The following is a 26,748-nucleotide window of genomic DNA, read 5'->3' as shown; positions in this document are numbered from 1 at the left end:
GAATGTGATTTGCATTCGCATACCGCTGCGGAATGATCTGGTTCAGGGGGACCCACTCACTTTCATAAGAGGACACGTATGATCGAGCCACTCTTTTCCCACATGCGCCGCGCGGGTGTTTCGCTCGGCCTTGCCGCCCTGCTTTCGTCCGGCGCGATGGCCAATGAACAATCCAGCGAGGACGCAGGCTCGACCACAGCCCTCATTCCTCTGGAATTTGAAATCCTGACGGATGCAGACGTCGAGCTGCCGCGCTTCAAGGTCGATGCGGCCTGGCCGGATATGCCCGCAGAGATGATTATCGGTCAGGTCCCAGGCCTCGCTGTCGACAAGAATGATGTGGTCTGGCTTGCGCACCGTCCGCAATCTCTGTCTTTCTCCGATATCGGTCTTGCCTCTGATCCGCCTCAGGCTTTCTGCTGCAAACCCGGCCCGACCATCATGAAATTCGCTCAGGACGGCGAGTATCTGGGTGGCTGGGGCGGTCCGGAAACCGGCCCGATGGCCGAAGGCACCAATCAATGGCCGCGAAATGTACACGGCCTCTATATTGATGATGACATGTCGGTCTGGGTCGGCGGCAATGGTGATGGCGACCATGTCGTGCTCAACTTCACCGAAGATGGCGAGTTCATTCGCCAGATCGGCACACATGGTGAAACCGATGGCAATGCCAGCGAAACCACGCTCGGCAATCCGGCTGACATCTGGCGCGGTCTCGGCGACGTCGTGATCGCAGATGGCTATATCAACAAACGCATTGTCAGCTTTGACGATGATGCGCTTGGCTTTCAGGGTGCATGGGGGGCCTATGCCACCGATCCATCCGGCGGCACGCGTGAGGGCAGTTTCGATCAGTCGCAAGCCAACAGCGATGCTGATGGCGGGGCCAACCCGAAAGCACGCAGCTTTGGTGACATTGTTCACTGCGTCGTCGGTACAGACGATGGCCATGTCTATATCTGCGATCGCCGCAACAACCGCGCTCAGCTCTTCAAGCGCACAGCTGCCGGCGAAATGGAGTTCGTGAAGGATATCGTGATTGCCCCGGAAACGGGTGGCACCCGCACCGTCTCAGACATCGCCTTTTCGCCAGACGGCAAGTTCATCTACATGGCCGATATGATGAATTCCAACATCTGGATTCTCGACCGCGAAAGCCATGAACCTCTGGCGCGCATTGGTCGTGTCGGGCGTTACCCCGGCCAGTTCACCTGGCTGCACTCTGTCGTGGTCGACTCAGATGGCAATATCTACACCTCGGAGGTCGGCACAGGCCGCCGGGTACAGAAGCTGGTCTTCCTCGGAAACAGCTAAACAGCCACAGGACACATAAAAAAGGGCGGCCCGCGGGTCGCCCTTTCTTCTTCTATTCTAAAGCCGCGGGCCTACTGAACGCGCGCGCCAGCAAACCGCTCGGAAAACCCGTCCAGCATCACCGCATAATCATCAGCGTTGTGGAATTCTTCGTCGGTCATTTGCGGCTGCTCCGCCGCCTTGTACCATTCCGCATACGTCTCGGTCTTGCGGCTCATCTTTTCATAATAGGTCGAATAGGTTTCGACGATCATGCGCGGATCTTCACCGCTGAGATCAAAGCTCATCAGCCGCATCCAGCCATCGCCAATGCCCACCGGCAGCACCGATTTCACGCCGGCATCGAGCGCCGTCTGACCGCGATCCTGATAGTCAGCCAGCACCTGCCACACCGGATTGCCCGCGGCATTGTCATCAACTCGCCAGGCCTGACCGTGCTGGTGGCCACACAGCACCAGGAAGATCTGATCATTCTGGCTGATGAATTTATCCCAGACCATGCCAGGATTGTTATGCATCGGGTCCACCAGATGACCGTCAATAATGCGGTTCGCGACGCGCTCCCCCTCTTTGGACATATAGTCATGCGTTGAGATGATGGTTGGCAGCCCCGGATGCTGACGGATCACTTCTGCAGCCCATTCAAGAGATGCATTCGGCGGATCAAACTGCAGCCCGATATGGAGGAAGCGATATCCCCCGGCCTCGAAAATCTGTGCGCTGTCCGCACCGCCATCATTCGAGGCGACATACCAGGTCTTGTCCTTGAAGAAGTCCGTGTCGTCGCCGAACACGGATCGGAAATTGTCCAGCCCGCCGGGGTGTAACACACCAAGCGATCCGGCAAGATCGTTCATATCGACCTCTTCCGGCTTCGTCGCCTTTGGCGGAAACTGGCTGTCCGTCCACATCGCGTCATAATCATGATTGCCCGGCACAACCGAGAACGGCGTCTTGCCCGCGATCAGTCCAAAACCTTCGGCAGCTTTTGGCATTTCGACACTGAAGACTTTGGGTGTTGGCGCAAAATGCGCATCAATCAGCGGGCTGGCGACCTTCTTGAAGCCACGCGCCTTGTGCGCTTCATCCATTTCCTCTGTCTGGTGCTGCCAGACATCGCCAAGCGACGTCACGAACGCAATCTCACCGCCTTCGCTTTCCAGATTGTCGGCAATGTACTGCATTTGCTGCAGGAACATCTCATTGGCATCAAAGGGAAAGCCCTCTGCCAGCTGGTGTGTATAGTCGAGATAGTTCTGCGTGTCCGGGATCACAGCAATGGTGAAGAAGTCATCGCTGACGACGCTTGTCGCTTCAACCGGCTCCGCAGCCGAGACCGTGTCGTTCTGACAGGCCGCAAGGCCCGCAAGACCAAGCAGCACGGCGACGCTCGCCACCTGCATTTTCAAATTTTTCCGAAACATCTGATTGCCCTTCCCGATCCGGGCACAGCCCTTCGGCCAGCCCCCAATACCTGAACGCCTGCCCCTGAATTGCAGCGCAGGTCTCATCGCACAGGTCAGATCCGTATCGGCTCTGTGTGACAGGAAGATGTGATTTTGATTGAGGATTGACGACAATGACCGACGCAAAAAAACTGAACGCGATCAGTCCATCATTCACCTATAGAGACAACCGGAAAGCCAGCACCCAGAGACTTTTCAAAGGCGATCTGCGCGTTGAGCACATCGGCTCGAAGCTCTGTTTCAGCCATCAAAGCGTCGGCGGCATCACGTTCGGCCTCAAGCACCTGCAGGAGCGTGCCGGTTCCACCATCGAACCGCGCCTGCGCCATATCGACCAGCACGTCCCGGGACGCCGTCACGTCCTCACGCCTGGCGAGGCTTTCTCGCAGTTTCGCAAGACGAACTGCGCTTGTTTCAATGTCCTGCATGGCGCTTAGAACGACCGCACGATAGCCGAGTTCTGTCTGAGAGAGCCGCGCCTGCGCCGCATCGACCAGATTTTTGCGCCGCCCGCCATCGAACAAACGCCAACTCACCAATGCGCCGACATTCAGGGCGAGACTTTCCGGGTTCAGTAATTCCGTAATGTCCGCAGTGCTCGGCCCACCACGCGCAAAAAGCTGAAAACTGGGAAGAAGGTCAATCTCACGCAATTGAAGCTGCTTGGCCGCGATCAGATAATCGAGCTCAGCCTGACGCACGTCACTGCGCTGTCTCAGAACGTCGGAACTCAGATCAACATGATCTTCCGTGAAGTCTGGTAAGTCGCCATCATCAGAAAGTTGCAGCGTATTGGGCTGTTGTCCAACCAGAACGGCAATCTGGTATTTTGCGACGGCCTGCCGTGTTTCCAAAGGTGCCTTATGAGTCCGATATTCCGAAAGCTGGGTCTCTACGCGCTGTACATCATAGTCTGAAGCTTCGCCGTGATCCCGGCGAGTCTCTATCGCAGCAAGAAGTTTCGACTGTCGATCCAGAATAACATCCAGCGCTGCGAGCTCCCGGCCAGCCGCCTGATAGTCGACATAAGCCCGAACGAGTTCTGCTTCGAGAGAGAAGCGCGCATCCGTAACCATCTCCATCGCCTGTGCGATCCGGGCAACATTCAGAGCGAACTGCGTGTCCGTCCGGCCATAGTAATCCAGCTCCCATCCGGCATCAAAATTGACCTCGTATAACAGACGGTCCGGATCGAAACCGGGAAAATTACCCACCGGCAAAGCGCCGTGTAAGCTGGTGCGATTATAGGCACCTGACCCGCCTACATTCGCGCTTGGGCCAAGACTTGCAATCTCTGCATCGGCCATAGCCCGAGCTTCAGCAACACGTAGCCGGACTGCGGCCAGATCAACATTCTGAGTGTTCACAGCCTCGATAAGCCCGGACAGCACGGTATCGTCTGTGTGGCGCCAGAAGGCGTTGCGCCCGGCGTCCATATCCACATTCGCCGCTTCAACATATTCCGACCAGTTCAGCGTACTGAATTCTGTCGTTTCCAGTCCTGGCGCCGGCTCAGGTGCCCAGCTTGCGCAGCCAGACAGAAGAAACGGCAGCCCGGTCAGACAGACGAAAACAGGAATCCGCAACATGAAACCTCTCCAGACTAGTCGAGCGTGCGCCGATAACGCATCAGTGCGAGCGCCATCACAAAAGCGGTGAACAGACAAAGCGCCGCCATCTCTGCCTGCACCTGGGCAAAGGTCGCACTCTTCAGCATCACCCCGCGCACAATCCGCAGGAAATGGGTAAGCGGCAGAACTTCACCAATCGCCTGCGCCCATCCCGGCATGCCGCGAAATGGAAACATGAAGCCCGACAACAGAATGGATGGCAGGAAATAGAAAAAGGTGAGCTGCATGGCCTGCATTTGCGACTTGGCCACGGTGGAAAACGTGAACCCAAGCGACAGGTTCGCCACGACGAAGATGGCAACACCGATCAACAACACCCAGAGCTCACCCATAAAGGGCACGTCAAACATCAGGCGCGCGGCTGTCAGGATGACGATTGTCTGCACACTGCCAACCACGACATAGGGCAGAATTTTGCCAAGCATAACTTCGGCAGGTCTGGCTGGCATAGCGAGCAGATTTTCCATTGTGCCCTGCTCCACTTCGCGCGTCACCGCGACCGCAGTGATCATCACGAGCGTCATGGTCAGGATCACACCCAACAGACCGGGCACGATATTGTAACTCGTCTTGGCTTCTGGATTGTACTTCGAATGTACGACCAAATCGAAAGCTGGTGGCCCCGTGGCGAGACCGCTCAAAGGGCCTTTCAGATCGTGTCGTAACGCTTGTTCTATAATGGCGCGCGCATTTCGAACCGCTCCGGAGGCTGCCGCAGGATCGGAGGCGTCGGCTTCAATTAAAATCTGCGGATGTTCGCCACGCACCAGATCGCGCGTAAAGCCTGACGGAATAGAAACGACAAATGAGACCTTGCCTCTGGCCAGCAATTCCTGACTGGCTCGTGGATCATCGGTCTGCATCACAAAGTCATAGTACTCAGACGTCACCAGAGCCTGTGTGATCGTACGCACAACCGGCGTCTGTTCTTCAACCAGCAGCGCAGCTGGCAAATGACGTGGATTGAGATTGATCGCATATCCAAAGAGCACCAGCTGCACGATGGGAATAACAAACATCATTGCGGATGTGAGACGGTCCCGTCGCATCTGCACAGCTTCCTTGGTGAAAACCGCCCAGATGCGTCTGAGAGAAGAAACCATTCCGCTCATGCATGCACCCGCGTATCTTCACCAGCTTCGGCCATCAGTGCGATGAAGGCGTCTTCAAGGCTTGGCCGCACCTCTTTCCATTGGACATCATGTCCTGTCTGCTGATCGAGAACAGCGCGGATTGTCTCAGGATTAACGCCGCTGACATGAAGTGCCGCACCGAAATAGGCAACATGCTCGATACCCGGCTGGCCTTTCAGTCGTTCAGCCAGTCTGCGTATCCCTTGCCCTTCCCCTTTGAAGGTGAAAAGCCCGGACCGTTCGATCACCTCCGGTACACTGCCCTCAACAATCTTGTTGCCATTCGCGAGATAGACAATCCGGTCACAGCGTTCGGCCTCGTCCATATAGTGGGTCGAAACGAGCACGGTCATGCCTTTGAGCGACAGTTCGTGAATCTCATCCCAGAAGTCTCGCCTTGCCTGCGGATCAACGCCTGCGGTTGGTTCATCCAGCAAAAGGAGTTGTGGATTATGCATTGTGACAGCGGCCAGGGCCATTCGCTGCTTCCACCCGCCGGAAAGCGCACCAGCCAGCTGCTTCTGACGGTTCGTCAGCCCAAGTTTTTCAATCGTCTCGTCAACCGTTCGGCGCAGATTGGGCAGTTCATAGAGTCTGGCAACGAACTCGATATTTTCCCGGATCGTCATGTCACCCCAGAACGAGAATTTCTGAGTCATGTAGCCGGTCTCAACCTTGATACGGTTCGCATCTTTCTGGATGTCATAGCCCAGACATTGACCGCGCCCCTCCGACGCTTTCAGCAATCCGCATATCATACGGATCGTCGTTGTTTTGCCGGAACCATTCGGACCGAGAAATCCCCAGACTTCACCACGGGGCATTTGAATGTCCACGCCGTTCACAGCCGTTTTGGAACCAAAGCGTTTGACGAGCCCGTGAACATCGATGGCCAGATCCTGAGTCATTACCAGACGACTTCAACGGGCAGGCCAGGATGAAAACCACCCTCGACAGGCAATTGCGCCTCAACCATGAAGACCAGCTTGTCCCGGGACTCGCGAGAATAAATGACAGGCGGTGTGAACTCTGCCTCATGCGAGATAAAACTCACAGTCGCCGATGCTGGTGAGGCGAGACCATCTGCAAGGACTGAGACGCTGGAACCGACTTTAATAGCGGGCAATTCCGACTGCGGCACGAAGAAACGAACCTTCAACCCATCATCCGGCAACAGCGACAGGATGGGCGTCGCGGGACCAACGCGCTCACCCGTCTGGTAGAAAATCTCTTCAACACGACCTGCCTGTGGCGCAACACCGGAGCGCTCGCTCAGGCGATAGGCGGCCGATACGCGCGCGGCTTCTGCAGACCGGGTTGCTGCGCTTGCCGCCTCTTTCTGCGCAGCTCTTCCAGGCAGTTTTGCAACGGCAATCTGTTGTTGCGCTGCTTCGACTTCAGCCCCCGCCGCCTCCAGTTGAGCCTCCAACGCATCGCCGCGAGACCTTGGCTCCAGCCCTTGCTCGACCAGAGGCATGACTCGCTCATAGTCCTTTTGAGCCTGATTGAAACGCGACTGCGCTTCGCTTAGCCGGGCCTGAAGGCTCCGGATCTCCGGTGCACGTGCGCCGGTTTCAAGGTCGGACGCCCGCGCCGATGTCTCACTGACCCCAGCCTCGGCCTGTGCAAGTGCCGCGCGCTCGCTTTCATCGTCCAACTGAAAGAGGACCTCACCCGCCTCAACACGAAGGCCTTCGCGCGCCGTTATCTCAATGATCCGGCCCGCACCGGGTGCCGCAACATAGATCCAGTCAGCTTCGACGTAACCAAGATGCACAGTCTCTTTGGGAGCGCCGCATCCCACCATGGTCATTGTGGCAATGCCCGCCAGACACACTTTCAGAACTGCGTTCGTTTTCACTTTGCCCCCTCCGCTTTAAGTGAACGGATCAACATGTCACCATGAATGCGAAACAACGCCTCGAGATCGACGTCGCTGGCCTCATCCTGGCGGAAAACCACATGCCATATGCCCGATAGAACCACTGGCGCGACGACAATCCGGGCCGTCAGCTCAGGGGCTTCCACACAAATCTCCCCGGCATTGTGCGCACGCGTCAGCAAGCCAGCGATGAGCTTCAGGGCACGCTCTATGAACGCGTCCCTGTAAAGTGCGACGATGTCGGGAAACATCTGACTGTCCCCAATCAGCACCTTCAGAAAGCGCGGCATTTCCGTCGTACGAATGATGACAGGAACGATCTCGAACAGCGTTCGGATTGCCACTTCGAAGCTTTCCACTTGCTCCATGACCGATTCAAACATTTCAATCTTGGGTTCAGCCAAAGATTCCAGAAGCGCAATGAACATGGCCTCCTTGGATTCGAAATACAGATACACTGTGCCCTTCGACAGCTTCGCGCGTTTCGCAACGTCGTCCATTCGGGTGGCGGCAAACCCCTTTTCAAAGAATTCGTTCAACGCCGCCGACAACAGCGCCTGGCGCCGTTGATCCTTGGCTTCGTCTGTCATCGCTCTTTGCATAGCTACCCTTGCTGACTGACCAGTCAGTTATTTGTTGAAACAGGGCATTTGGTCAAGCGAATTCTTTGTGCGCACAGATTGGTGGCCATTCGGAACGGAAATCCGATCCTTCATTTCATCGTGCCCATTGCCGAAAGGGCAGAAGCGCGCATGATGCGAGACATGTGAGCAGACAGGACCTGATATGAGTGACGATGAAGCCCATGGCGTTCATGATTACACCGCGGATCCGCGCAATGCGGACATCCTGATTTCGGTCAATGGCGAGCTGAAAAAGCGCGATGAAGCGAGTGTATCCGTCTTTGATAGCGGCTATATTCTCGGCGATGGCGTCTGGGAGGGCCTGCGCGTCAAGGATGGCGGCATCGCGTTCCTCCCGGAGCATCTGAAACGGCTCTATGCGGGCGCAAAGACCATCGACATGGATATCGGCCTCACGAAGGAAGAGCTGACAGCGCGCCTCTTTGACTGTCTGAAAGCCAACCAGATGCAGGATGGCGTGCACATCCGTCTGATGGTGACACGGGGCATCAAGAAGACCCCCTATCAAGGCCCCCGCTTCACCATCGGCAAGGCAACGATTGTCATCATTCCGGAATACAAATCGCCCGTGCCGGAGATCATTGATCGCGGACAAAGTCTCTTCACGGTTCATGTCCGCCGCACAGGACCGGCCGAGCAGGATCAGAAGCTCAACTCACATTCCAAACTGAATTGCATCCTTGCCTGTATTCAGGCCGAAAAGGCCGGCGCTGACGAAGCGCTCATGCTGGATCCGGCAGGGTTTGTCGCGACCTGCAACTCCACCCATTTCTTCATCGTTCGTGATGGCGAGGTCTGGACCTCGCCGCCGGAATACTGCCTTGGCGGCATCACACGCGGCAATATTCTGAAAGTCTGTCGCGAAGCAGGTATTCCCGCCATCGAGAAGCGCTTCTCCCTGTTCGATGTCTATTCGGCCGATGAGGTCTTCATCACCGGCACCTTTGCCGGCGTCTCTCCCGTGCGTGAGGTCGATGGCCGCGAGATCGAACATCTGAACGGCCCGGTGACGCAGCGCATTCGCGCGCTCTACCAGACCTATGTCGCGCAGAATCTGACGCCGATCTCATGACAGAGCCCCTGCGCATCGCCATGTGGTCCGGACCGCGCAATCTCTCGACCGCGACCATGCGCAGCTTTGGTGCCCGCGCAGATACCAGCTGTGTGGATGAGCCTTTCTACGCGGCCTATCTGTCTCTGACAGGTCTCATTCATCCCATGCAGGATGAGATCATGGCCTCGCAGCCCGATGATCCGAAGACCGTCATTGAGGCGCTCACTCAGGGCCCGGTGGACACACCGATCCAGTATCAGAAGCACATGACCCATCACATGGTGGACGGCATTCCGCGCCGATGGATGAAAGAGGTCCGCAATGCGTTTCTCATCCGCCATCCTGCCCGCGTGCTGACGTCATTTGCCAAAAAGATGGATGAAGTCAGCCTCGAAGCCATCGGGTTTCCGCTTCAGGCACAGCTTTTCGACACGGTCTGTAATCTGACCGGGCAGCGCCCGCTCGTGGTCGATAGCGATGACATTCTCGCCGCCCCGGAAGACACGCTTCGCAAGGTTTGCCACGGGCTCGATATCCCCTGGGACCCGCAAATGCTGAGCTGGCCCTCTGGCCCAAGGCCGGAAGACGGCGCCTGGGCGCCGCACTGGTATGAAAGCGTGAACGCCTCAACGGGCTTCGCCGCGCCGCCGGGTCCATTGCCAGACCTGCCCGATGCGCTGAAGCCCATTCTGGATGCCGCCATGCCCATCTATGAAAGACTGGCGCGCTATAAGGTCTAGTCGAACGGCAGCGCTTCTTCGGGCAAACTGCCAAGCTCGGGCAGAGCAATCTGGCGAACAAGGCCTTCACGCCGATCAATCGCAAAGATCTCCCGGCTATCGCCCGGCACAAACGAAAATGCCTGGCCTTCTGCTTCCAGCGCAATCGTTGCCACATGGATCAGAACCGGCCCCATGGTCGGGCGCGCCACAACATACATTTCCGGCAGATCATGACCCAGCAGGTACAGCAATCCATCCGGACCGATTGCACCGCCTGAAGCCGCATAAGGCGCCATGCGCTCAACCACGCTCGCGGGCATCATCCAGCCACCCTTGCGTCGCCAGTCCGCATCAAACACGACCACGCCGGAAAACTCGCTGCCCTTGAAGGCCAGCCCGCCATTTTTCGAATAATGCGCAAAGCCTGCAATGCGATCACCGCGCCAGTCGTCAAACCAGGTGAGAGAGCCTTCATCCATAAGGCCCAGAGACCAGCTCGTCTCATGCGTCATGGTCTCGGCGTCAAACACTTCGACGGATGATGCCATCGGCGTCAGCGAATAGTTCGAATTGGCGCACCAGAGCTTGGCGTCCCGCGCATAACAGGAATTCATATGCCGGAGCAGGCCTTTTGGCGCCGTCATGAAACGCGCAACCAGCTCACCTGTGTCGCGTCGGTATTTGCCGATCACAGCATTGTCGACCGGGTAGAAATAGGTCTCATCGACCGCCACGCCCTGGTCAGCCTCCGGGGCCTCATAGACGCGAAGGGTCTCCGCACTCAGCATCTGTACCTCTGGCGGCTCATAATTGCTGAGCGAGCCCAGTTCCGGAATCCCGGACGTCTGCTGAGCTGACACCATCAGTGCCGGAAAAAACGTCGCCATGAGACAGGTCACAGCGAACAAAGCGATTTTCAGAAGGGTCATGTTTCCTCTCCCCCAAACAAGGAGACCGGGCAGGTAAACCTGCCCGATCCATTATCAGTCTCAGACGAAGCCGGACTAGAAGCCGAAGCTGAAGCCGAGATAAACGGAACGACCGACATACTCGAATTCCGTGACACGGCTGTCGCTGCCGCCCTGGAATTCCGAGGTTGGCTCATCATTCAGGTTCACGCCCTCAATGAAGAGTTTCAGATCCTCACGCAGCTCATAGGACACCTTCGCATCCCAGCGACCAAATGATCCCTGATAGAGGTCGAGGTCGGAATCGGCGAGATTCACATCGGTCAGGAAGCTGTCATTATAGGCATAGCTGACCGACGCATCGACGCCGTGGTTCTGATAGAAGAAGGTCAGCGCATAGGTTTTCTCGGCCTGGTTCAACAGCGGCAGGGTTTCACCATTCACTTCCGTTTCACCATCCAGGAATGTTGCAGATGCCGACACACCAAGGCCTGCCAGAGCGTCTGGCAGATAGTCATCGAACTGCGTCTGAGCGATCAGCTCAATGCCTTTCAGCGTACTGGAACCACCATTCACCGTCGTGGAGATGTTCAGCTCTGTCACACCGGTTGTATCGACCGCGCCGCCAAGGCCACGTGCGTTCAGGGCCGCCTGAATGTCTGCCTGCGAGGTGTAACGCTCAGACAGAGAAATCAGATCGTCAGAGATATCCTTGTAGAACACCGCAGCAGAGAACATGCTGAATTCGTTCGGATACCACTCAATCGACGCATCATAGTTCCAGGATGTACGAGGCTCGAGGTCCGGATTACCAATCGACAGATTGGCAATGCCCAGCTCTTCTGAGTAATTCGCGTTCGGTGCAACATCATTATACTCAGGACGCCCCAGGGCACGGGTGACAGATCCGCGAATTTTCAGATCATCCCGCACGTTCCAGTTGGCCAGCAGCGATGGCAGCCAGGTGACATAGTCGCCGCCATCTTCGATCTCGACCGCAGTGTCATCCTCAAGCACATAGCCCGTGCTTTCAACATCCGTCGCCTCGACGCGCAGGCCACCAATCAGCTCCACATTGCCATACTCGCGAACACCCATGGCGTAGGCAGCCAGCACGGTTTCCTTGATGCTGTAGTCTGAAGAGAAATCCTGAACAAAGGCGTCGCTCGCATTCTCTTCAAAGTATGCCGCATTTGCCGGGTCATTCAGAAAAGCATTCATGGCATCAACATCCATGAAGATGTTCGGTGCACAGCCTTCGTCGATGCAGTTGGTGAACGCACCATTCGTGAAGCTTGCCGAGCTGCCCAGATTGAGATCCTGCGCGCCACCGTCAAAGCGGTCACGGCTGTAATCCCATTCGCGGTCCGTCTGACGCGCTTTCACACCCGTCTTGAGCCAGGTCCGGTCATCCATATCCCAGCGCAGATCAACTTTGCCCGAGAAGCCATCCTCTTCCATATGGCTGTCCTGGAAACGCGCGCGGCGGAAATCGATCAGAGACGGGTCCTGACGGTCCGGGGTACCCGCATCCGGCGTGATTGCGACAACGCCATCTCCTGAAATGCTGAATTGGTTCGGGCCAAAGTCACGACCGGAACGCCACTCCCAATAGGAGTAAGGTTCGTCGATCTCGTTCTTGTTCGCCTGCGCCTCATAATTCAGCGTGAAGGCGTCGATAACGTTCTCACCACCTGCCGTGAAAGAGAAAATGCTCTTGTCGGCATTCTCCAGACGAATATTGGTCGCGATGCGGTTCTCGCCAGATGTGCCGCTATTGGCAGAGGTGAAGACGATATCCGTGTCGAAATTCTGCTCATAGCGATTTCGGTGCTGATACTCGTTCCACTCGGCATAGAAAGCGCGCGCGAAATATTTGGAATTGCTGTCCGGACGATATTCCAGAACACCGTTCAGGTTCAGACGTTCACGGCCGATGACATAATAGTTGTTCTTCACGTTTTCCGGCGCTGCACCGCCAACACTGCCCGTGGCAGGATCGGCCTCATAGCTTACCCAGTCATCCTGATAGAAACCTGGCGCGATATATTCGCGGTCAGACCATGAACCGGCAACCAGCCAGCCGAGCTTCTTGTCAGCCGTTTTGCCAGAGAGCGTACCGTCAATGCCATACGGGTTTTCGCCGCCATAGGCCTGATCTTTCGGGTCGATCTCTTCAAAGCCATAGCGCGCGGTCACATAGCCCCAAAGCTCATCATCCTTGTCGAAGGGTGACTTGGTCTCGACATTCACCGTGCCGCCAATGCCTTGCGCATCCATGTCGGCAGTTGGCGCCTTGATCACCTGAACGGCACCCAGCACGCCGCCAGACAGGATATCGAGCGGCGCATTCCGGCCGCCATTCTCGGTCTCTGGCGAGCCCATATTGGCGCCATTGATCGTGACATTGTTCAGCGATGGATTGATGCCGCGGATCTGGACATAACGCCCCTCGCCTTTCTCAACGAGCATGGACACACCGGCAAGACGGTTCAGGCTTTCTCCGATATTCTTGTCTGGCAGCTGACCAAGTTCGTCGATGCCCAGCGCATCAATGACGGACAGCGCGTCGCGCTTGTCGGCGATGCCGCGCTGGCGAGACAGGAGAGACCCCTGCACGGTGACGGTTTCCAGCTTGATCTCTTCGTCCGTCTGCTCGGCTGCCTGTGCAAAAACGGGTGAAGTGGCCAGCAGAATGGCACTGCTCGCCAGAATATAGGATTTGAGTTTCATGTTACCCCTCAGCTTGTTTCCCACTCAGCTGTCGGGGTTGTTGTCGGAAATCCGCATCAGTTCGATTACAGAAAGCCGAACCTTCTGTGATCTTTCAACGACAGATTTGTGACCTTTTGCTCGCAGTGATTTTAAGTCAGAACCTTATCACTTAAAGCTACATATTTCGCTGTCCAACACGGGCAGATACGTCGGCTGCCGTCTCTTTACGCTCTGAGTATCGGTCCACCAGATAGCCCGCGCGTTCGCGGGTAAGCAGCGTGAATTTGACCAGCTCCTCCATCACATCGACGATCCGGTCATAATAGGATGACGGCTTCATGCGACCGTCTTCCTCAAATTCGAGCCAGGCTTTCGCGACGGACGACTGATTGGGTATGGTGATCAGGCGCATCCAGCGCCCGAGAATGCGCATCTGATTGACGGCATTAAAGCTCTGCGAACCACCCGATACCTGCATGACGGCGAGCGTCTTGCCCTGCGTGGGACGTACCCCGCCCAAAGAGAGCGGCAGCCAGTCAATCTGGGTCTTCATCAGGCCCGTCATGGCACCATGGCGTTCCGGGGAACACCAGACCATGCCTTCAGCCCAGATCACCAGATCGCGCAGTTCGCGAACCTTGGGGTGGCTATCCTCTTCACTGTCCACCAGCGGCAGACCGCGCGGATCAAACACACGTGTTTCGCACCCAAACCGACGCAGAATGCGCGCCGCCTCCTCATTTGCGAGCCGGCTATAGGACACATCGCGCAGCGAACCATGCAACAGCAGGATGCGTGGCTTGTGCGTCATGCGCTCAGGCGCCATCAGCGCGTCTTCGTCAATAGGACGGAATTTGCCTTCATCGAGGTTCGGGAAAGTATCCTCAGCCAACGCGCTCACCCTTCTCATTGATCAGGAGGTCGCCATCCTCCTTGTGAAACGGCCCTTCTGGCCAGGTCTCGAGCAGGTCGAGCACGGCCTCACTCGGACGACAGAGCTTCACACCCTTCGCCGAGCACACAATGGGACGGTTCACCAATACGGGATGTTCAAGCATGGCCGTCAGAATCTCCTCGTCTGAAACATCGTCTTCGAGGAGTCCCAATTCCTTTGCCGGGGATTTGGTTTCACGCAGAGCCGTCCGCGGGGTCAGGTCAGCGGCGGCAAACAGCGCCAGCAATTGCGGCCGCGTCCAGCCTTCTTTCAGATACTCAATGACGACCGGTTCATATCCTGCAGCCTCAATCGTCCTGAGCACATTTCGCGATGTTCCGCAGTCTGGATTGTGATGGATGACAATCATGCCTGACCCCCTCATTCAATAATTCCGGAATTGTTGAATTGAGAGTGATTGTCAATAATGGACGGCGCATATTTCTGACCGACCTATCGCTTTGACAGGCGAATTAAACTGTCTTAAACTAGACAGGTAAATCAGGCTGTCGAGAAGTCCCATGGTACAGACATATCAGGTGATCGCTGTCCTCAGCGGCGATATCATAGGCTCAACAGAACTCACAGCCGCAGAAATCGGCCGGATACGCGATGTGATCCGGGAAACGGTCGCGCGCTTTGAGTATGACTGGGGCGATGTCGTCATCGGAACGCCCGAATTCTTCAGCGGAGACGCCTGGCAGCTCGCCATGACGGCGCCTCAGTACGCGCTGCGCCTGTCCGTGCTGATCCGGGCAGAGCTTCGTGCGCGGCTTGATGCCGACACCCGCATTTCCATCGGCATTGGCCATGTCGAAGACGTCAGGCAGGATGATATCGCGCTTTCCAGCGGTGAAGCCTTCATTTTGTCAGGCCGCGCCCTCTCGAAGATGACGGGCTATTTCGATCTGACCACGCACCTGCCAGAGCGTGTTGGCCCGCTGTCAGACTGGGTGCTCGCCACCACCCATATCTGCAGCGCATTCCTGCGAAACTGGACCAGACGTCAGGCCGAAATATCCGGGCTGGCCCTCCTCCATAAAGATGCCACGCACGAGGATATTGGCGGGCTCCTCACACCAAATGTTCGCAAGCAAACCGTCACGGACTCGCTACGCGGTGCCAACTGGCGCGCCGTGCAGGAAGCGTTGATTGTGTTCGAGGAAACCGACTGGCATACTCTCATCACGGACAAGACAGCCGTTTAAGCCTGTCAACAGAAAGACAGGCCAATAGACCTGTCAGAAAGGCGCCCTATGTTTGTGAAAGGCTATCTCATCGCCTCGGCGCTCGCCCTTGCGATCAGTTTCGGACTTTTCCTGCTGGGATTTCCGCTCGATATCGCCTTCACAATTGCTGTCGTGATCGGGCTGGGGCTGAGCCTGTTTCTCGGTGCCTTTCTCATCCGGATTTTCACAAAGCCGCTGGCAGATGAACTTGGCGCAGAACCCTCGGGCCTGACGAATGGCGGGCTTTATATCGGTTATCTCGAGCGAGCCCTCATCATGTTGCTGGTTCTGATGGGGGAGCCCACAGGGGTCGGTTTTCTGATCGCTGCGAAATCCATTCTCCGCTTTGGCGAAGTGAAGGAAATCGGCCAGCGTAAAATGAGCGAATACATCATTATTGGCACATTTTTCAGCTTTGGCTGGGGCCTGTTTATCGCCCTGCTTACGCAGGTGATGATCGAAGCCCTGAGCATGGCTCTACGCTGAACGTCAGTGATCTACAATTTCCCGGCATCAACTCGAGTATTTATTATCACAAAATTATATAAGGTATCGCGGCTACCATTGGCACCGATGCGCTTTTCATAATTTATCGCGTTGCTTAAAACAACGTTTTTGCGTTGCGTGAGACCTCAAATAAAGAGAGACTACCAAATCCCCCACTGCTTGATCTGTCGGAGGGTCTGAGCATTCTCTATGAACTTAGTACATATGAGCAATTTATGCCCGCGGTTTTTGTAAAAAGCCTACTATATTCGCAAGGCTAAAGCAAGATGGGCCAAAACTCCTCCACCGACAGCAAAGCAAGCGCACGCAATGGCCGACGCACCTTGGGCGCACGAAAGGCAGCGTGAGCTCGAAAGCCGCACAATAGTCCATGATGCATCTTCTTCTAGAGCCACCCCCATTTTGATATCGAACCGCCTACGCGGTCAGACCTTTTAGCCTGATTGAAACTACTGCCCTCTGGAGATGTGTGCCAAATGCGTCAAAGGCAGCATCATTGCTATCAACACAGAATGCCAAGCAGCAATTCGTGGCCCTTGATCTACTGAAGAATATAGCGCCCGTCCACTGCTTGCTCAACGGTCCGCGTCCTCCGAATTAGTTAGACTTGGCTGGCCGGGTTTCCAATCTGTGAAGTGAAAGAAATCTCGAACCACGCCAGTTCTGCGACGATCGGAAACTCCGAACACAACACCAAGAAGCCCGGAAAGAACCTAAGTTCGAGGGTGAATAATTGCTCAAGAACATCTGGCTAACGTGTAAGATATATCGCACACTGCCGAACTAATAGACTAACGCCCCAGGTTCTCGAACTTCGAAACAGCGCACCAACAAACTGCGTATAGACAGTCAGCAAATTCACAGTGTACGTTTACCGATGAATGCTAATCATGAGTAGATGTGAAAATAAGCTCGTGCTAAATTTATTGCACCCAAAACGAATGCGAGGATAGCTTGATGTCTCACCCATACAAATCTCTTGAGCCACGATCATTCTGGGCTCCTGCGGTTGGCCAGCGCAACATGCTTGACATTGACTCCTTATGGAAGGCACCATTTGCAATAACAAAACAAAAAAAGATTGTTACATTCGGGTCATGTTTCGCGCAGCACTTCAGCAAAGCCCTCGTCGCTCGCGGTTTCACATGGCTAGATGCTGAACCGGCACCAGGGGGCACGTCTCCTGAAACAGCAAAATCGTTTAACTACGGAATCTTCAGCGCACGCACCGCAAATATATACACTACCTCGCTGCTTCTTCAATGGACTGAATGGGCCTTAGAAGAACGCGAAGCACCGAAGATTTACTGGGAAAAATCTGGACGTATTATAGACCCATTCCGGCCAACGATTGAGCCTGATGGTTTTGCCTCAGTCGAAGAAATGCTAGCCTCCCGCCAGCAATGCATTCACGCCTTCAAACGGGCCATCCTCGAGAGTGATATATTCGTTTTCACTTTAGGACTTACCGAAAGTTGGTGGGATAAGGACGGCGGCTTCGAGTATCCTATGTGTCCCGGTACAGTCGCGGGGACGTTCGACCCGGAAAAACATGTTTTTCAAAATCAAGACTATAATTTTATTAAACGATCCCTTACCACCGCAATCCGTAAAATGCGCGCCGCCCGCGAAAACGGTCCAAACATCTTGCTAACGGTATCGCCCGTCCCGCTGACCGCCACCAATTCCGGAAACCATGTTCTTGTCGCAACGATGGAATCCAAATCAATACTGCGTGCTGTTGCTGGCAGTGTAGAAAAAACTTCTAAGCGAGTTTCATATTTCCCCTCCTACGAGATCATCAACTCCGCACCATACCGCGGCACGTTTTTTGAGCCGAATATGCGAAGTGTAAATTCGCATGGTGTAGATCACGTCATGAAGACATTCTTCGCAGGCCTCCCCATGCGAGCAAAAAAAAAGCGAAAAGCAAAACTTAAAGATGCCCCAAAAGTTGCACCCGACATACAACAGAACAATGCAGACGACGTAGCCTGTGAAGAAGAACTACTGGCTGCATTCGGACCAAACCAATGACGAATGTTTTAGTGCTCGGCGACTCACATCTTGGAGCAATTAAACGAGCGCACAATGAAGTCCGTGAAGAGAATAAATGGCTGTCCTTCATGGCTCTTGGAAAAGGTACTTTTGCCACAAGCCCTTTCTTCGAAGTCGACGAACAAGGAAAAACGGTTCGCATCACCGCCGAGGAATGGAACAAAGTCGAATTCAGTTCCAGCTCAACCGGTAAAGCTAAATGGCCAGATCTACTCGTTGTCTCATTACCGATAAATACCTCTCGTATATTACGCGACTTTTCTTGGGAAACGCATGTTCCATGGCGCCTTAAGGAGACGTCGAAGGAAATCACACTGTCAGATGCTTTCGTGGAGAAACTTATTGCACAAGACAATCAATATGCCATCGACTACACAACGGCTCTCGTCAAAATCGGGATGCAAGTAGCTGCTCTGGAAGCACCTCGCTTCTTCGAGGACGCACCATACCTGAAAACTTCCCGGCTTAATGTTATCAGCCACATTGATGCGCTTTATCGAGAAAGGACCATCCAAACTCTAAGCTCACGCGGTGTCGGGGTCATTAGACAAGCCAAAGATACAATTAGTGAAACAGGAACAACGAAAATGGCTTTTAACAATGAGCGACCGAACGATGTACATCATGCAAATTTAGAATATGGGCATATATGTATTAGCGAAATTCGAAAGTATGCCGGAATAGATTGAAAACTTGTCAGAGGACCGCTTGCTTTTTTGTTTTAGCGCTATCACGGAATTCTTGATGCCGACAGTACAACTCGCTTCAAATGTCAAACATGCTTTACAGGAGTACTCCAGAAACTTGGACGTAAGAATTATTTTTAATTTAGATTGTGATAAATTCCCGTTGCGAGGTGGAACATTTTGGTACCTTCACAATTGCCATCGTGAACACAACCTTCCAACTTGATACCGGTTTCTAAGTACGCACTGATGTCCACTGTCCACAAATCTCATGTTTTCTTGATCGGGATCACGGGGAGAGGATGCGCCACAGTCGAACGCAAGCTTGCGATAGGCAAAAAAGATAGCCAGATTCTATCGCCGCAGGTTTACCATCGATACAAAATTAACTCCATCTTGGTCGCTAATCGGTTTCGGCCACTCCGAATTTGCGGCCGCCCCGAGGATGAAAACCGCGACCCGGCACCCTTTTTCCGTCGAATTTGATACAATTACTCTCGTTCTCTCTAGATCAAGAAGCCATTTTTTACCAGACAAAATAATAGCAAGCGGCAAACTCTGCTCTAACTTAAAGAACTTCGGACACAATACCAGTATTTCACGTACCGACCTATAGCTGCTGCTAGCAGCATTGATGTGATCATCTTTTCAAGAATCGAGACTATTTTCACGGAAACTTTCGAAAAGTCACTCTGTTCGACTTTATCTGTAGCTCATTCAAAATCCGATCGAAAGATTTTAAGCCCATAAATCTTAGCAGCACCTTCGAGGACATTCGTATGACACTCTTAGAAATGCTTCCAGATATGCGAAATCCTCTCAGCACCAAACCGGTCACTCACAAACTTATAAGTGTTATCGAAATAAGAGCGCATCTCTTTCACTCCCTTTTCATCAAGACTTGTCTTCACCTTTCCTGATGGCAAAGGATTGTAACCAAAATCTGCTTCTATGAGGTCGTCTAATTCAAGGAACTCATACAGTTGGGATAAGTCTTTTGATTTAAAAAGCTCTTCGTAGAAAACGTAATGGATATCACTTGGATCAAAAACGCTTTCAATTGCAGATATTGTTTTCTCGTATTGTGATTTGGGAGCATGAGTTCTCTTTTTGTAACTGTCTACTGTGTTGATTGCGGCCTGCTCCTCATCTAGACCTCGGCGTCGGCAATTCATCTTCTCAGAAGAAAAAATGCGCTCAATCGGGTCACGCATCATAAACAAGACTTTTATTTTTAGATCACCCTTCTCCTCTATTAATTGTTTAATATCTCGAAAATTTTGCTCCGATAGAACAGCATATTCAGGAGTAATATCTCCTGTAAGTCGAATGCTGTCCTGCATCGCAAGACGAGAAAAGTACTGCACATAGTCCTCTCGATCAATACTGAACAAAACCTTACGAAGATTCCTCTCTACTTGCTCAGCAAGATCAAACCCATCTAGTAGTTTGTTTTTATTATCGATCGCAATTGTGGGGCTCGATTTAAGAAATCGTTCAGCTTTTTCCAGCCCAAAACGTAATCGTTTCATGGAACGAAGCAATAAGTGCCTTTGTTGTTCGGACGCTATTGTATCAAACGTGTGATACTCTTTGGCAATGCCAAGAGCACATTGCGGATGTTTTGACAGGTGATCATGCACCCATGTTGTGCCACCTTTTTGGCAACCAACTCCCAAAAGAAATGTTTTCCTTGTCAAATGAATCTCCGCAAAATTTTCGTAATTGACTATAGGGTAACTTGCGCGCAGCCTAATGGCGAAGCTGATCCAGCGTGCCGAAGGTTTAACGCATTATGCTGACACACACCGTAACGACAGCACAACGAATCGTCTAGCGTCATGAATTAGTTTTCATCTCTTAACGGATAAGTACTTGTGATGAGTATTTTCGGCTATAAATCTGGATCCCGAACCAGTATTGATTATACAAAAATTTTAATCTAGCGGATTGATACATAAATGTTTTTTAGTTTAGTGAACCGGTAACACGAATGCTCTCGTTTCGCCTTACCGGCTCACCATAAGCAGCAACATCGATCCATCTGTGATATCCCCGGCACCTGTCAGAAAGGCGCACCTAGTATTTGTGAAAAGATGCCTCATCGCCTCGGCGCAGAACCCTCGGGCCTGACGAATGGCGGGCTTTATATCGGTTATCTCGAGCGAGCCCTCATCATGTTGCTGGTTTTGATGGGTGAGCCCACAGGGGTCGGTTTTCTGATCGCTGCGAAATCCATTCTCCGCTTTGGCGAAGTAAAAGAAATCGGCCAGCGTAAAATGAGCGAATACATCATTATTGGCACATTTTTCAGCTTTGGCTGGGGCCTGTTTATCGCCCTGCTTACGCAGGTGATGATCGAAGCCCTGAGCATGGCTCTACGCTGAACGCGCCAAGCGACCTATATACTCTGCATGATGGACTGGCAGGCATATGAGGCACCCTTGCGCGTTGGCATATTTGCCAGCGTCTTTCTCATACTCGCCATGCTGGAGTTTTTCATTCCCCGCAAACGACGGGTCAAACCGAGACTGACGCGCTGGGTTTCCAATTTCGGTATGCTGCTGATCGCCAATCTGGTGATGCGCCTTGTCATTCCCCTGCTCGCAGTTGGCGTCGCCCTGGAAATGCAGACGCGCGGGATCGGCCTGTTCAACTGGCTGGACTGGCCAATCTGGCTGGAAGTGACGGTCGCGGTCATTGCCCTCGATTTTGCCATCTGGGCCCAGCACCTCGTCATGCACCATGTGCCGGCGCTCTGGGCGCTTCACAAAGTCCACCATGCCGACGAAGATCTGGATGCCTCTTCGGGCATTCGTTTCCATCCGATTGAGCAGTTTCTGTCCCTCGGATTCAAAATGCTGGTGATCGCCGCGCTCGGGGCATCACCGCTGGCTGTCTTTCTGTTTGAAGTCATCCTGAACGCCTGCGCCATGTTCAATCATGCCAGCATCCGCCTGCCGCTTGGCGCAGATCGCGTGCTGCGCAAATGGCTCGTCACACCCGACATGCACCGCGTTCATCATTCGATCTATCAGCGCGAGACCAACTCCAATTACGGCTTCTGCCTGTCGGTCTGGGACCGCCTGTTTCACACCTATACAGACCAGCCGCTGGATGGACATGAAGCGATGAAGCTGGGACTCGACAAAAAACCCGGCGGGAACACCGCCGGGCTTGTCTGGGGTCTGTGGTTGCCATTCCGCCGCAACCCGTCCGGTGACTGATCAGCCGCCGAACTTGTAGACGATGGACACACGTGTCGTTGTATCGGTGTTCTCATAACCTTCTGGCGGTTCGGTATCATGGCGCCATTCATAGGAGAGACGACCGGACAGCGAGTTCGTCAGAGCAGCCGTCAGCGCAATCGTGTTGGAGAATTGCGTCGACTCTTCTGCATAGAGAATGCTTGTCGCATTGCTGAGCGACACATTGTCGTTGAAGGCATAGTCGAATTGCGAGTTGCCGATCACCGAAAGGGACTCAACCGTTTCTGCTTCCTCGACGATCACACCGTCTTCGATGGAGGCGCGGGTCTCATCAATCTTGAAGCCAGGACCGCCACGAACGGACCAGGTCAGCGCATCGGTATCAAAGATTTTCCAGCCAAGACCACCACCGACGAACAGGCGGGATTCAAAGCCGGAGAATTCATCGCGCTCATAAGACGTCTTGCCGAAGGCAAACAACCGGTCTGCCAGTTGATAGTCGAGCGTGCCCGCCAGATAGCTGCGGTTCTCCGTCTCGTCGCCATCGGTTTCGCCATAATCAGCCTGCGCATCAATCACGGATATCCAGCGACCATTCTTGTAGGTCATATGCAGGCCAACACCCAGATCCGTCGTTTCGGTGTTACCTGTGGAATTACTGGCGCTGAAAGAGCCCTCACCGCTCCAGCCTTCCTTCACCACTTCGGCGCTGGCAGGCAGGCTAAGGCAGAAAGCCGAAACAAGAATTGGTAAGAGGCGCATCGATAACTCCGTTCTGTGCAGGATTGAGAAAAAGCGTAGTTACCCACGTGACATAATATGTCACGCTACGATGGCTAGAAATTACAGCAAATTAAGCCGCACGCACCCAAATTGCCTCGAGAGAGGCATGTCCACCGACCGGGCGACGCTGCGCTTTCACCCGCTGAAGGTGCTCTTCGGGAATGTGATTGAGCCGCGCTTCAACCTTGCAGGGATCATCTTCACCGAACTGGCGAATGAAGAATGCAGCATTGGCATGCGTCTTGACCGCGAGCAGAGCCGCGCAGTCCTTATAGACAGCCTCATCCACACCTGACTGATCGCTATCGATCACAACCGCCTTGGCGAACTCAATCGCCTCACGCGCAAAAAGCAGATCTGGACGGCCACACCCCAATTCCATCCAGTTTGCCAGAAGACGCACGTCCGGATTTCCGATGTCCAGAACGCGGTCATTGAACAAGAACAACATACACCCAACTCCGTTATCTGAGCGGAATGTACCGAAGTATTTTTAATACCACGCTTCCTTGGCGCGAGAATTCAAAGACGGATTTTAAGAATTGGCCCCGTGTTTGGGCGATTCACATTCACCATTGACAGTTTCCGTCAAGAAATGTCGTCCCTCACGATCTTCAATTTCAATAATCCAGAGGTCAGGATCGTATTCGCGTCGACGGCGCAAATGCGCATCCACATCGGCCTCCGAATCCCACGCCCCGGCGTTTGGCATCCAATCGAATGCATTGTCAGTCATGGGTGTGCGCTGCAAATAGGCTGCTGTTCCATCCAGTCGGGCGATCTTGATCAGCACATCGCCCCGCTCGCGGTCGCCCTTCTGTGTCACAAAGACTGACGCGCCGGCGAGCTGCACCCGGCGGATCAGAGCATCGACCCATATATAAGTGGCGAGACGTTCATTCATGGACAGTTTCCGGACGCTTTCTGGTATGTGACTTGCGTTGCTCTCGGCATCATGACCGAAGGCAGATCGAAATGACACATCCAATTCAGGATATGATCTATATCAATACGGTAACCGTCGCAGATAGCGGCGCGATGGAGCAGGCTGCCAGGGCATCTTCTGATTTTCTCATCAGTCCCTGGCTCGGTCTGATCGGGCTGGCTGTTCTCGTTGTTACCGGGGCCGTCGCGGTCATCCATGAAATCCAGGTGGAAAAGGACGACGTGCCCGAACCGCGACAAAAAGCACCGCAAACGACGCGATCCTGACACGATTTATTTACCGCTCAGCAAGGCTGTCGCATTAGAACAAGGCGCATGAAACGCGCCTTTTTTCTTGCTTCGATTTTGCTGACCGGACTGCCTGTCGCGCAGGCAGAACCGCGTATTCAGACAAATGCCGAGATCGCCTTTCTCGAGCGGACATCCCTGAAAGCAGCCGATGAGAAATGTGGCTATCTGACGGAACTGGAACGGACCGCACTTCTGTCCGGACAGCTGCAGGCACGCGGCGTGCTTTTGCGCTCCGGCCTTGCGGCAGATGCGATTGATACCGCGGCCAGCGAGGTCACACGCTTTGCCAATCTGCAAGCCTGTGGTGAGGCAGCCTTCGTGCAAAGCATTCAGCACCTGAAAAATGCGTTCGCTGCCTTTATCGGCACAATGGTGCAGGACTATCCGGGCCGCGACCGGACCTGGAACGCCTCGCGCAGCCGCTGGGACACCTGGCGTGTCGTGCAGACCGGTTCAACCGATGACTATCTGTTTCAGTTTGGTCTGCTCGCGCCCGACATGAGTGATCCGGACGCTTTCCCTGCAAGCTTTGCCCGGCCGCTGGACGCGCCGCTTCCAAGCAAACCCTTCAGTCTTGCCGTCGACCTTCTGCTCAAGCCGACAGACGCTGACCCCAGCAAGGCACAGATCCTCATTCGAAATTCACAGAAACTGCCGGACCCATGGCTCGGAAATCTGTTTTCGACCGAACCAAGCCCGCCGCCACGTCGCATGACGCGGGCCTTCTGGCCGACGTCACAGACCATTCTGACGGATGAAGAAACCGGTGAGCGCCGGGCCCGCTTTACCTTCAGTGCGGATGCCATCAGAGCGATTGAAGCGCTGGACCCACGCGAACAGTTCGAGATTGCCATTTTCCCGGACGCAAGATCGTCAGCGCAGCCGGTTTATCTGGTGGTTGAGACAGGCGACTTTGCCGCCGCTCACGCCTTTACGAAGCTTCCGCCGCTTTAGGGGCCTCAGGCCCTTTGAGGCTGTCATTGGCCTTGGGCAGCGTGACCTGTGCCAGCGTCCCCTTGCCGGGCTCGCTTTCGAAATTCACGTCGCCATTCAGAGCGTGCGTCAGCAGATGCACAATCGAAAGTCCAAGCCCCGTGCCTGCCCGGCCCTTGGCATTCTCGCCCTGGAAGAAGGCTTCACCAATGCGCGCAAGCTCTTCAGCTTCCATGCCCTCGCCCTGATCACGAATGTCGATCCGGACGACATCATCCTTCGGATGCAGACTGACGGTGACGCGCCCCTTCGGATGCGAATATTTGATGGCATTGCTGAGCAGGTTGATCAGGATCTGACGCAGCGCCTTGCGGTCGGCCTCAATCAGCATGTCGGCGCCGTCCATCAGCAGCACAGACACATCATGGGCCTCAGCCTGCCACGCCATCAGCTTGATCGCGTCTTCGATCTCCAGACGGATATCGACCTCTTCGGCTGAAAGCCGCAAATGCCCTGCCTGCGACTTGCTTGCGGTCATCAGATCATCGACCAGCATGCCAAGATGTTCAGCGCCCTGTTTGATGCTGCGCGCGAACTCCTTGTAAGGCTCTTCGACAGGACCGGCCCGCTCAGAGAGAATGAGATCGGAATAGCCACCGACCGGGTTCAGCATATTGCGCAATTCGTGTCCGAGGCTGGCAACCCATTGTGCCTGCGCCTTCAGACGCGCTTCAATATCCTCGCCGTCTTTTTCAAGTGCTTTCAGCTCATCGAGAATGGCGTCTGGAATACCGGCCGGGCGAGACAGCACCATGCGGAACCCGTCGCGTGTCCGCACCAGACGTGATTCAACAATTGCGCCGGACGCATCCAGCAGCTTCAGTCGCATGGGCGTGCCATCGGCCTCACGAATATCGCGGGAATTTTCAAACAGGCCGGTGACGCTCCGACCTTTCAGGTCTTTCGTCCCCAGCGTGCCCAACAGGCCGTCATCACCAAACCAGGAGCGCACCCGCCCCTGCGCGCTCAGCTTCATCACCAGAATAGGTGAGTCAGATAAAGTCTCTTCCAGCTCTGAAAGCGCGGCCTTTTCCTGCTGTTGCTCGGAAAAATTCGTTCGGGCCGCAGATATGAACGCACCGATCTGCAGCACGCTGATCAGAGCGCCAAGCCCGGTGAGTGATCCAAGCCAGTTATCGGACGGCAATGGAAAATTGATCGCCTGCAAACCGGCAATCGCCAGATAGCCCACGGCAGAAAACACGCTGGCTTCGATACCGAGGCGATACCGCCCCGCAGCCAGCGCATGAAGCGGCCCCATCGCCAGCAGGATCGCCAGAGGTGACGTAGACGCGCCGGAAAAGGAAATCGCAGCCAGACCAACACCCAGCCATGCGAAGACCACCCAGATGTCCACCAGTTCGGAATGACGGCTGGATCGGCCAAAAATCAGATTGATCATGATAGGGATGATGGCGACGCAAACCGCGATCGATGCGCGCACATAGTCGAGCCCGCTCCAGATCGAAGCGAAACCAGCAGTAATGCTGAGACCCAGCCAGAACGCGCTCGCGAACACAGTGTGAGACTGCATATCGGCGGCGTTCGACGACCTCAGATTTGACTTGGCTTCATATGCCTGCATTTCAACCTTCCGGCTTAACTGTAATTTAGCATGCATCTTCCTGCAAATTATGGCAT

The 26,748-nt window shown here is 54.4% G+C and carries 26 protein-coding genes; 11 read left to right on the top strand and 15 right to left on the bottom strand.

Going from position 1 to position 26,748, the window contains the following annotated elements; translation table 11 throughout:
- The first annotated feature begins 78 nt into the window (after positions 1 to 78).
- Positions 79 to 1,317: a beta-propeller fold lactonase family protein gene (locus tag ACFQDM_RS00230; RefSeq protein WP_377373908.1), complete on the top strand. Its 1,239-nt coding sequence runs from the start codon at positions 79 to 81 to the stop codon at positions 1,315 to 1,317.
- Positions 1,318 to 1,388: 71 nt separating this feature from the next.
- Here the strand turns inward: ACFQDM_RS00230 and ACFQDM_RS00225 are convergent, their stop codons facing one another.
- The 6 genes from ACFQDM_RS00225 to ACFQDM_RS00200 form a co-directional block, all read right to left on the bottom strand.
- Positions 1,389 to 2,741, bottom strand: coding sequence for a serine/threonine protein phosphatase (locus tag ACFQDM_RS00225; protein ID WP_377373905.1), 1,353 nt, complete (start codon positions 2,739 to 2,741; stop codon positions 1,389 to 1,391).
- Between the two features lie 191 nt (positions 2,742 to 2,932).
- Positions 2,933 to 4,372 (bottom strand): TolC family protein, encoded by a 1,440-nt coding sequence (locus ACFQDM_RS00220; RefSeq protein ID WP_377373902.1) that lies wholly within the window; start codon positions 4,370 to 4,372, stop codon positions 2,933 to 2,935.
- Between the two features lie 14 nt (positions 4,373 to 4,386).
- Entirely contained in the window at positions 4,387 to 5,517 is a 1,131-nt protein-coding gene (locus ACFQDM_RS00215; protein ID WP_377374247.1) for an ABC transporter permease, read from the bottom strand.
- 5 nt (positions 5,518 to 5,522) lie between these two features.
- The gene (locus ACFQDM_RS00210) at positions 5,523 to 6,455 is read right to left on the bottom strand and encodes an ABC transporter ATP-binding protein (RefSeq protein ID WP_377373899.1); all 933 of its coding nucleotides are present in this window, start codon (positions 6,453 to 6,455) and stop codon (positions 5,523 to 5,525) included.
- A complete protein-coding gene (locus ACFQDM_RS00205) occupies positions 6,455 to 7,408 on the bottom strand; it encodes an HlyD family secretion protein (protein ID WP_377373896.1) in 954 nt (317 codons plus the stop codon). Before ACFQDM_RS00205 ends, ACFQDM_RS00210 begins: the two co-directional genes overlap by 1 nt.
- Positions 7,405 to 8,031 (bottom strand): TetR/AcrR family transcriptional regulator, encoded by a 627-nt coding sequence (locus ACFQDM_RS00200; protein ID WP_377373893.1) that lies wholly within the window; start codon positions 8,029 to 8,031, stop codon positions 7,405 to 7,407. The genes ACFQDM_RS00205 and ACFQDM_RS00200 overlap by 4 nt, the downstream gene beginning before the upstream one ends.
- A gap of 184 nt (positions 8,032 to 8,215) precedes the next feature.
- On the opposite strand from ACFQDM_RS00200, the gene ACFQDM_RS00195 reads away from it, so the two are divergent.
- Together ACFQDM_RS00195 and ACFQDM_RS00190 are read left to right on the top strand one after the other, a co-directional pair.
- Complete coding sequence (locus tag ACFQDM_RS00195) at positions 8,216 to 9,145, top strand: aminotransferase class IV (protein ID WP_377373890.1); 930 nt, start codon at positions 8,216 to 8,218, stop codon at positions 9,143 to 9,145.
- 8 nt (positions 9,146 to 9,153) lie between these two features.
- Positions 9,154 to 9,867: a sulfotransferase-like domain-containing protein gene (locus ACFQDM_RS00190; protein ID WP_449301478.1), complete on the top strand. Its 714-nt coding sequence runs from the start codon at positions 9,154 to 9,156 to the stop codon at positions 9,865 to 9,867.
- On the opposite strand, the gene ACFQDM_RS00185 is transcribed toward ACFQDM_RS00190, so the two are convergent.
- From ACFQDM_RS00185 to arsC, 4 genes are all read right to left on the bottom strand, one after another.
- A complete protein-coding gene (locus tag ACFQDM_RS00185; protein ID WP_377373884.1) occupies positions 9,864 to 10,778 on the bottom strand; it encodes a hypothetical protein in 915 nt (304 codons plus the stop codon). The two genes, ACFQDM_RS00190 and ACFQDM_RS00185, sit on opposite strands and share 4 nt — an antisense overlap.
- Before the next feature lie 75 nt (positions 10,779 to 10,853).
- Positions 10,854 to 13,490 carry a TonB-dependent receptor gene (locus ACFQDM_RS00180; protein WP_377373881.1) on the bottom strand — a complete coding sequence of 879 codons (2,637 nt, stop codon included), beginning with the start codon at positions 13,488 to 13,490 and terminating at the stop codon, positions 10,854 to 10,856.
- 157 nt (positions 13,491 to 13,647) lie between these two features.
- Positions 13,648 to 14,298: an arsenical resistance protein ArsH gene (gene arsH, locus ACFQDM_RS00175; RefSeq protein WP_377374244.1), complete on the bottom strand. Its 651-nt coding sequence runs from the start codon at positions 14,296 to 14,298 to the stop codon at positions 13,648 to 13,650.
- A gap of 58 nt (positions 14,299 to 14,356) precedes the next feature.
- Positions 14,357 to 14,776 (bottom strand): arsenate reductase (glutaredoxin), encoded by a 420-nt coding sequence (gene arsC, locus ACFQDM_RS00170; protein WP_377373878.1) that lies wholly within the window; start codon positions 14,774 to 14,776, stop codon positions 14,357 to 14,359.
- 151 nt (positions 14,777 to 14,927) lie between these two features.
- Between arsC and ACFQDM_RS00165 the strand changes: the two genes are divergently transcribed.
- The 4 genes from ACFQDM_RS00165 to ACFQDM_RS00150 all read left to right on the top strand — a co-directional run bounded on the left by ACFQDM_RS00165 (position 14,928) and on the right by ACFQDM_RS00150 (position 18,889).
- The gene (locus ACFQDM_RS00165; RefSeq protein ID WP_377373875.1) at positions 14,928 to 15,614 is read left to right on the top strand and encodes a hypothetical protein; all 687 of its coding nucleotides are present in this window, start codon (positions 14,928 to 14,930) and stop codon (positions 15,612 to 15,614) included.
- Positions 15,615 to 15,662: 48 nt separating this feature from the next.
- Positions 15,663 to 16,121, top strand: a complete 459-nt coding sequence (locus ACFQDM_RS00160; protein ID WP_377373872.1) for a hypothetical protein — start codon at positions 15,663 to 15,665, stop codon at positions 16,119 to 16,121.
- Positions 16,122 to 17,099: 978 nt separating this feature from the next.
- Positions 17,100 to 18,179, top strand: coding sequence for a GSCFA domain-containing protein (locus ACFQDM_RS00155; RefSeq protein WP_377373869.1), 1,080 nt, complete (start codon positions 17,100 to 17,102; stop codon positions 18,177 to 18,179).
- Positions 18,176 to 18,889 (top strand): hypothetical protein, encoded by a 714-nt coding sequence (locus tag ACFQDM_RS00150; RefSeq protein ID WP_377373866.1) that lies wholly within the window; start codon positions 18,176 to 18,178, stop codon positions 18,887 to 18,889. Before ACFQDM_RS00155 ends, ACFQDM_RS00150 begins: the two co-directional genes overlap by 4 nt.
- A gap of 785 nt (positions 18,890 to 19,674) precedes the next feature.
- On the opposite strand, the gene ACFQDM_RS00145 is transcribed toward ACFQDM_RS00150, so the two are convergent.
- Positions 19,675 to 20,586, bottom strand: a complete 912-nt coding sequence (locus ACFQDM_RS00145) for a sulfotransferase (protein WP_377373863.1) — start codon at positions 20,584 to 20,586, stop codon at positions 19,675 to 19,677.
- Between the two features lie 396 nt (positions 20,587 to 20,982).
- Between ACFQDM_RS00145 and ACFQDM_RS00140 the strand changes: the two genes are divergently transcribed.
- Entirely contained in the window at positions 20,983 to 21,273 is a 291-nt protein-coding gene (locus ACFQDM_RS00140; RefSeq protein ID WP_377373860.1) for a hypothetical protein, read from the top strand.
- Positions 21,274 to 21,300: 27 nt separating this feature from the next.
- The gene (locus ACFQDM_RS00135; RefSeq protein ID WP_377373858.1) at positions 21,301 to 22,113 is read left to right on the top strand and encodes a sterol desaturase family protein; all 813 of its coding nucleotides are present in this window, start codon (positions 21,301 to 21,303) and stop codon (positions 22,111 to 22,113) included.
- Here ACFQDM_RS00135 and ACFQDM_RS00130 read toward each other — a convergent pair whose 3' ends face one another.
- The 3 genes from ACFQDM_RS00130 to ACFQDM_RS00120 form a co-directional block, all read right to left on the bottom strand.
- On the bottom strand, positions 22,114 to 22,857 hold the full coding sequence (locus ACFQDM_RS00130) for a DUF481 domain-containing protein (RefSeq protein ID WP_377373855.1): 744 nt from the start codon (positions 22,855 to 22,857) through the stop codon (positions 22,114 to 22,116). It abuts the gene before it with no gap.
- 91 nt (positions 22,858 to 22,948) lie between these two features.
- On the bottom strand, positions 22,949 to 23,329 hold the full coding sequence (locus ACFQDM_RS00125) for a hypothetical protein (protein ID WP_377373853.1): 381 nt from the start codon (positions 23,327 to 23,329) through the stop codon (positions 22,949 to 22,951).
- Between the two features lie 84 nt (positions 23,330 to 23,413).
- Positions 23,414 to 23,782 carry a DUF1491 family protein gene (locus tag ACFQDM_RS00120; protein ID WP_377373850.1) on the bottom strand — a complete coding sequence of 123 codons (369 nt, stop codon included), beginning with the start codon at positions 23,780 to 23,782 and terminating at the stop codon, positions 23,414 to 23,416.
- 71 nt (positions 23,783 to 23,853) lie between these two features.
- Here ACFQDM_RS00120 and ACFQDM_RS00115 point away from each other — a divergent pair, with 71 nt between their 5' ends.
- Positions 23,854 to 24,090, top strand: coding sequence for a hypothetical protein (locus ACFQDM_RS00115; protein WP_377373847.1), 237 nt, complete (start codon positions 23,854 to 23,856; stop codon positions 24,088 to 24,090).
- Between the two features lie 48 nt (positions 24,091 to 24,138).
- Positions 24,139 to 25,068, top strand: a complete 930-nt coding sequence (locus ACFQDM_RS00110) for a hypothetical protein (protein ID WP_377373844.1) — start codon at positions 24,139 to 24,141, stop codon at positions 25,066 to 25,068.
- Here the strand turns inward: ACFQDM_RS00110 and ACFQDM_RS00105 are convergent.
- Positions 25,046 to 26,641: a sensor histidine kinase gene (locus tag ACFQDM_RS00105; RefSeq protein ID WP_377373841.1), complete on the bottom strand. Its 1,596-nt coding sequence runs from the start codon at positions 26,639 to 26,641 to the stop codon at positions 25,046 to 25,048. The two genes, ACFQDM_RS00110 and ACFQDM_RS00105, sit on opposite strands and share 23 nt — an antisense overlap.
- Between the last annotated feature and the right edge of the window lie 107 nt (positions 26,642 to 26,748).

This window comes from Ponticaulis profundi (genome assembly GCF_042659465.1).
Taxonomy (GTDB): Bacteria; Pseudomonadota; Alphaproteobacteria; order Caulobacterales; family Hyphomonadaceae; genus Ponticaulis; species Ponticaulis profundi.
Note: the sequence above shows the minus strand (reverse complement) of the source record. Positions and strands in the feature narration are given on the sequence as shown.